This window comes from Modestobacter muralis, from assembly GCF_010682105.1.
Lineage (GTDB): Bacteria > Actinomycetota > Actinomycetes > Mycobacteriales > Geodermatophilaceae > Modestobacter > Modestobacter muralis.
This window is the reverse complement of the sequence record NZ_JAAGWH010000047.1, coordinates 1-6,298: the sequence shown is the minus strand read 5'-3', so window position 1 is coordinate 6,298 and position 6,298 is coordinate 1. Positions and strand designations below refer to the sequence as shown.

Sequence of the window (6,298 nt, the reverse complement as noted above, 5' to 3'; positions counted from 1 at the left end):
CGGCCCGGGTCCGTGCGCGACTCGCTGTCCGACGTCGCCCGGCGGGTGCTGGACGCCTGCCCGGTGCGGCTGGGGGTGTCACCGGAGCGGCTGGCGACGGTCGCCGGGTGCGAGGTGCTCGACGTCCTGCGGGTGCTGCCGGCGCTGGAGCTGCACGGCCTGGTCGAGTGGACCGGCACCGGATGGCGGGTCACCCCGCCGTCCCGTGACCGGTAGCGCACGACCGGTCCACGGCGCGGCACGTTGACCGGCCGTGCCCGCCGACGGACGCTCCACCCATGGCCACCGGGACAGCTGCGCTGCGTGCGGCCCTGCCGCCGGCGCTGGCCGAGTCGCTGGACGGCTGGCAGGAGCACCTCAGCCTGCAGCGAGACCTCTCCGAGCACACCGTGCGGGGTTACGTCGGTGACGTCGTCTCGCTGCTGGACCACCTGGTCCGGCGCGGCGGGGGGACCGTCGCCGATCTCGACCTGGCGGCCCTGCGCAGCTGGCTGGCGCTGGGGCGCACCCGCGGCGACAGCCGCTCCACCACCGCCCGCCGCGCCGCCTCGGCCCGCTCGTTCACCGCCCACCTCCGGCGCAGCGGGCAGACGGCCGAGGACGTCGGCCTGCGGCTGTCGAGCCCCAAGGCCCACCGCACGCTGCCCGGGGTGCTCGCCGCCGACCAGGCGCGGGCGGTGCTGGAGGAGGCCGCCCGCCCCCCGGCCGAGGACGAGGACGCCGCGGACACGGCGCTGCGGCTGCGCAACGTGCTGGTGGTGGAGCTGCTCTACGCCAGCGGCATCCGGGTCGGTGAGCTCGTGGGCCTCGACATCGACGACGTCGACCGGGGACGCCGGCTGCTGCGCGTGCTGGGCAAGGGCCGCAAGGAGCGCAGCGTCCCCTTCGGCGTCCCGGCCGCCGAGGCCCTGGAGACGTGGCTGACCCGCGGGCGCCCGGCACTGGCCACCGCGGCGAGCGGACCGGCGCTGCTGCTGGGTGTGCGCGGCGGCCGGCTGGACCCGCGCGAGGCGCGGCGGCTGGTGCACGCCGCAATCGCGGCGACCCCGGGCACGCCGGACGTGGGTCCGCACGGGCTCCGGCACTCGGCGGCCACACACGTCCTGGAGGGCGGCGCCGACCTCCGCAGCGTCCAGGAACTGCTGGGCCACGCTAGCCTCGCGACCACGCAGGTCTACACGCACGTGACGGTCGAGCGGCTGCGGGCGGTCCACGCCCGCGCCCACCCCCGAGCGTGAGGAGCGCAGCGATGAGCAGTGCAGCGGTGAACCCAGCAGCATCGGTCGAGCGGGGGAGTGCAGGTGTCTGAGGCAACGGTGCAGCAGGTCGGTGTGAGCGGTGACCCCGACGCCGGCATCGCCGAGCTGTGGGCGCGCTACGTCGTCGACCGGGAGACCGGGCTGCGCGACCGGCTGATCCTGCACTACGCCCCGCTGGTGAAGTACGTCGCCGGCCGGGTCGGCAGCGGTCTGCCCGCGCACGTGGAGCAGGCCGACCTGGTCTCCTACGGCACCTTCGGGCTCATCGACGCGATCACCCGGTTCGAGCCCTCCCGGGAGATCAAGTTCGAGAGCTATGCGATGGCCCGCATCCGCGGCGCGATCATCGACGAGCTGCGTTCGACGGACTGGATCCCGCGGTCGGTGCGGATGAAGGCGCGCCAGTTCGAGCGCACGGTCGCCGCCCTCGAGGCCCGCTTCCAGCGGAACCCGACCGAGGAGGAGATCGCCGAGGAGATGGAGATGGACGTCGAGGAGGTCCGCAAGTTCCTCGGCCAGCTCTCCCTGGTCAACGTCGTGGCCCTCGACGAACTGCTCGTGGACGACGACGGTTCCGCCCCGCGCCTGGTCGACACGCTCAAGGACACCAGCGCGCTGGACCCGCAGGCGATGGCCGAGCACGGCGAGGCCCGGCAGCTGCTGGCCCGCGCCGTCGAGCAGCTGCCCGAGCGGGAGAAGGTCGTCGTCAGCCTCTACTACTTCGAGGGGCTCACGCTGGCCGACATCGGCCGGGTGCTCGGGGTGACCGAGAGCCGGATCTGCCAGCTGCACACCAAGGCGGTCCTGCACCTGCGCACCAAGCTCGCCGACATCGCCTGACCCCTGCGCCTCGAGGAGACCCGTGCCCGTCGAGGACGTCGCGCAGTACGACTGGGCGGCCGAGGACTCGGTGTTCGGGCCGGGGGCGACCGTGTCCCTGGTGGCGGGTCTCGGGCCGGCGAGGGCGTTGGAGCTGCTGGCACCCGGCGGGGCGACCGACGTCGGATCGGCGGCCGAGGTCCGTGCGTGGGCCGATCACGTCGTCGGCCCACCATGGGCCAGCGTCGTCGAGGCCTGGACCACAGCTGACTGGACGGTGCTGGTCGAGGACTCGAGCGGGTCCGGCGCCACACTGGACGGCGCGGTCGAGAGTCTGTCCGTCAACGGCCGGGCCGCTGTGGTCTCCTCCAGCATCAACGCGGACATGTGGTTCGGGTACGCCGTGGACGGTGTGCTCGTCCGCCAGTTCGAACCGCTGATGTACGACGTCATGGGGCAGGTCGGGGAGGAGGAGGGCCTGGCCTTCGGGCAGCGAGAGGACCGGTGGCTCCAGGCAGCGCTGCTGCTCATGGAGCGACTCACCGGGGTGGTCCTGAGCCCGGATGAACTGCGCGGAACGGCACCCGACCGGCTCGCGATCGGCTTCTGCTAGCGCGAGTTGCCCACCGACTCAGCTGGTGGGCGCCGGTCCCAACAGCGGCTGGGCCGACGGCGGGTTGCGGTGGCCCTCCTCCCACGGCAGCTTGCCGGTCGAGTCCGGCCAGACCAGCTGCAGGACCTCGACCGACCCGTAGAACTGCTCGGCCACCGACGTCCGCGGGTCGTCGTCCACCTGCAGGAACACCACGGGCGACGTCTCGTCGGTGAGCGCGGTCGTCGTGACGCCGGGGGTGAACCGGGCACCGCCCCGCACCGCCTCGCCGACCAGGTTCAGGTACTTCTCGCCGGCCTCGAACGGCAGGCCGAGCACGATGACCTCGGGGTGGCCCAGAGCGGTCAGCCCCACGGTGGTGGACCACCGCGGGTCGCCGGGGTTGCCGCCGCCGTGCAGCACCGCCCAGCCGAACCGGTCGACGACCCGCTGCAGGTCCCGCCGCACCTGCTCGGCCACCTCGTCCAGCGCCGTGTCCTCCGCCGACCCCTCCGTGGCTGAGGTGGCCGTGGGGTCGACGGCGGCGGGGTCCGGCTTGGGCTTGCGTCGGAATCGCACCCCTGGACCGTAACCGGGCGCGGGACCGCCGTCGGTGATCACGACGGATCAGTCCCACGGCAGCAGCCGGACCCGCGGGGCACGCAGCAGGGAGAGCGGGTCCAGGTAGGTCCCGCCCCGGCGCAGCCCCCAGTGCAGGCAGGCCTCGGCCGGGCAGCCGGCGTGCCCGGCGGTCAGCTCGCCCAGCGGTGTCCCGAGCGCGACGGCCTGGCCGGCTGCCACCGACGGCGTCACCGGCTCGTACGTCGTCCGCAGCCCGCCGGGGTGGTCGACGCTGACCACCGGGCGTCCGGCCACCATGCCGGCGAACGCGACCACGCCGACCCCCGCGGCGACGACGGGCTGCCCGGGGACGGTGGCGAGGTCCACGCCCCGGTGTCCGGCCGCGTACGGCGACGGCGGCGGTGCGAACGGCCGGGTGACCGGCGTGCCAGCGGTGACCGGCCAGCCCCACAGCGGGGCGACGGGTGCGGCAGAGGCGGCCGGCACCCCACCGAGGAGGACGAGGAGCACGGTGAGCGGGACCAGGACGCGGGCGGGCGGCACGTCGGTCAGCCTCGCCACGGGGGAGCCGTCGAGGGCGGTCCGGGACGGGGGTGTGGACCAGCGGGTGGGCCGGGGACGACCCGGTCGGGGGACCGCTGAGCACGGCGTATGCTCACCGGTGCGGTCCGCCTCCGGCGGATCGACTTCGCGTGTCCGCCTCCTGCTGGTACGGCAGGCCGGTCGCCACCCCGGTCCCGTTCCCCGGAACGGGTTCGGTGGCGCGGTGCGGGCACCAGGGCGGGCCACCACACGGTGCCCGCGACAACCGAGCAGCGCGGACCGGCCCCGGCCGGCCGTGCACGAGAAGGAAGGCGGCGCCACGTGGCAGTCGTCAGCATGAAGAACCTGCTCGACAGCGGGGTCCACTTCGGGCACCAGACCCGTCGCTGGAACCCGAAGATGAAGCGCTTCATCTTCACCGAGCGCAACGGCATCTACATCATCGACATCCAGCAGACGCTGGGCTACATCGACCAGGCCTACGAGTTCGTGAAGCAGACCGTCGCCCACGGCGGTTCGATCATGTTCATCGGGACCAAGCGTCAGGCGCAGGAGGTCATCGCCGAGCAGGCGACCCGCGTCGGCATGCCCTACGTGAACCAGCGCTGGTTGGGCGGCATGCTCACCAACTTCCAGACCGTCTACAAGCGGCTGGAGCGCATGAAGGAGCTCGAGGAGCTCGAGCAGACCGGTGCGCTGGTCAGCCTGTCGAAGAAGGAGCAGCTGGTTCTCTCCCGTGAGCGGATTAAGCTCGAGCGCTCCCTCGGCGGCATCCGCGACATGAAGAAGGTGCCGAGCGCCGTCTGGATCGTGGACACCAAGAAGGAGCACATCGCCGTCGGCGAGGCGCGCAAGCTCAACATCCCCGTCGTCGCGATCCTCGACACCAACTGCGACCCCGACGAGGTCGACTACAAGATCCCGGGCAACGACGACGCCATCCGCAGCACCGCGCTGCTGACCCGCGTGATCGCCGACGCGGTCGCCGAGGGCCTGCAGGCCCGCTCGGCCGCGCAGGCCAACGCCGGTCGTGGCGAGGACGCCGCTGTCGTCCCGGCGGCCGAGCCGCTGGCCGACTGGGAGCGTGAGCTGCTGACCGGTGGCGACGCTGCGGCTGCCCCGGCCGCCGACGCCACCGCCACCCCGCTGCCCGAGACCCCGGCCGAGCCGCCGACGGTCACGGCCACCGAGGTCGCTCCGGTCGAGGCCGTGCCGGCCACCGGCAGCACCGAGACCGGGACCCAGGGCGCCCAGAACGGCTGACCCATCGGCGCCGCTCCTCCCGCTCACGCGGTGAGGGGCGGCGCCGCTGCATGCCCGGCCCTGTCGGGTGCGCGCTGCACCGCCGAGTCAGCACCGCGAGCCAGCACTGCCAGGGGCGCCGAGCCCCGCCCTCCCACCACGAGATCAGAGGAAGTGACATGCCTGCCTTCACCGCAGCCGACGTGAAGCGTCTCCGTGACGCCACCGGCGCCGGCATGATGGACTCCAAGAAGGCCCTGACCGAGGCCGATGGCGACTATGACAAGGCCATCGAGTTCCTCCGCGTCAAGGGCGCCAAGGACGTGGGCAAGCGCCTGGAGCGCTCGACCACCAACGGTGTCGTCGTCAGCCGCGACGGCGCGCTGCTCGAGCTCGACTGCGAGACCGACTTCGTCGCCAAGAACGCCGACTTCGTCGCCCTGGCCGACCGGCTGCTCGGCTACGCGCTGGACGCCAAGCCGGCCGACGCCGCCGCCCTGCTGGCCACCGAGGTCGACGGTCAGACCATCGAGAAGCTGATCGAGGGCGAGTCCGCCCGCATCGGCGAGAAGCTCGTGCTGTCCAAGGTCGCCCTGTTCGACGGCACCACCGCTGTTTACCTGCACAAGCGCGCCACCGACCTGCCCCCGGCGATCGGTGTCGCCGTGGAGTACTCCGGTGGCTCCGAGGACGCCGCCCGCTCGCTGGCGATGCACATCGCCGCCGCGCGGCCGCGCTACCTCAACCGCGACGAGGTCCCCGCCGAGGCGGTGGAGACCGAGCGCCGCGTCGCCGAGCAGACGGCGAAGGAGGAGGGCAAGCCCGAGCAGGCGATCGCCCGCATCGTCGAGGGTCGGGTCAACGCCTACTACAAGGACTTCGTCCTCCTCGAGCAGCCCTCGATCACCGAGCCGAAGCGCACCGTGCAGCAGGTCATCGCCGACGCCGGCCTGACCGTCGACCGGTTCGCCCGGTTCGAGGTCGGCCAGGCCTGAGCAAGGACCCCTTCGCCCCCCACACCACGCTCCGCGCGGCGCGGGGCCCTGCGAAGGAGCCGACCGGCCCCGTCCCTCTCCAGGGGCGGGGCCGGTGGCCTGTCCGGGTGAGCGGCCCGGGACACCCGGTGCGCTCATGCGGCACGATCGACCGACACCCCCAGACCGAACGACGACAAGGAACCACGTGACCGACTCGCGACCTGCCGGCAACCCCGAGGGGCTGCTGTTCGCGCCCGCCTCCTCCACCCCCACCGACGGGCGCG

Annotated in this window: 7 protein-coding genes and 1 pseudogene; 6 read left to right on the top strand and 2 right to left on the bottom strand. The window is 73.3% G+C overall.

All coding sequences use genetic code 11. The features are described 5' to 3' along the window. The 4 genes and pseudogenes from GCU67_RS15515 to GCU67_RS15500 all read left to right on the top strand — a co-directional run. Window positions 1-216: pseudogene (locus GCU67_RS15515) on the top strand (DNA-processing protein DprA); the annotation flags it as partial. Window positions 217-278: 62 nt separating this feature from the next. Further along, window positions 279-1,238: a tyrosine recombinase XerC gene (locus GCU67_RS15510; RefSeq protein WP_163612126.1), complete on the top strand. Its 960-nt coding sequence runs from the start codon at window positions 279-281 to the stop codon at window positions 1,236-1,238. A gap of 63 nt (window positions 1,239-1,301) precedes the next feature. After that, complete coding sequence (gene whiG / locus GCU67_RS15505; protein ID WP_163612125.1) at window positions 1,302-2,099, top strand: RNA polymerase sigma factor WhiG; 798 nt, start codon at window positions 1,302-1,304, stop codon at window positions 2,097-2,099. A gap of 22 nt (window positions 2,100-2,121) precedes the next feature. Beyond that, window positions 2,122-2,691 (top strand): DUF6461 domain-containing protein, encoded by a 570-nt coding sequence (locus GCU67_RS15500; protein ID WP_163612124.1) that lies wholly within the window; start codon window positions 2,122-2,124, stop codon window positions 2,689-2,691. An 18-nt stretch (window positions 2,692-2,709) separates the two neighbouring features. On the opposite strand, the gene GCU67_RS15495 is transcribed toward GCU67_RS15500, so the two are convergent. Next, window positions 2,710-3,249, bottom strand: a complete 540-nt coding sequence (locus GCU67_RS15495) for a DUF4262 domain-containing protein (protein WP_163612123.1) — start codon at window positions 3,247-3,249, stop codon at window positions 2,710-2,712. 48 nt (window positions 3,250-3,297) lie between these two features. After that, complete coding sequence (locus tag GCU67_RS15490) at window positions 3,298-3,813, bottom strand: peptidoglycan DD-metalloendopeptidase family protein (RefSeq protein ID WP_338105054.1); 516 nt, start codon at window positions 3,811-3,813, stop codon at window positions 3,298-3,300. A 303-nt stretch (window positions 3,814-4,116) separates the two neighbouring features. On the opposite strand from GCU67_RS15490, the gene rpsB reads away from it, so the two are divergent. Further along, complete coding sequence (gene rpsB / locus GCU67_RS15485; protein ID WP_163612122.1) at window positions 4,117-5,058, top strand: 30S ribosomal protein S2; 942 nt, start codon at window positions 4,117-4,119, stop codon at window positions 5,056-5,058. A gap of 158 nt (window positions 5,059-5,216) precedes the next feature. Further along, window positions 5,217-6,032 carry a translation elongation factor Ts gene (tsf, locus tag GCU67_RS15480; RefSeq protein ID WP_163612121.1) on the top strand — a complete coding sequence of 272 codons (816 nt, stop codon included), beginning with the start codon at window positions 5,217-5,219 and terminating at the stop codon, window positions 6,030-6,032. Window positions 6,033-6,298: the final 266 nt, after the last annotated feature.

Coding starts and splice junctions, on each gene's coding strand:
- GCU67_RS15510 (WP_163612126.1), top strand. CDS start 279: ATGGCCACCGGGACAGCTGCGCTGCGTGCGGCCCTGCCGCCGGCGCTG.
- tsf (WP_163612121.1), top strand. CDS start 5,217: ATGCCTGCCTTCACCGCAGCCGACGTGAAGCGTCTCCGTGACGCCACC.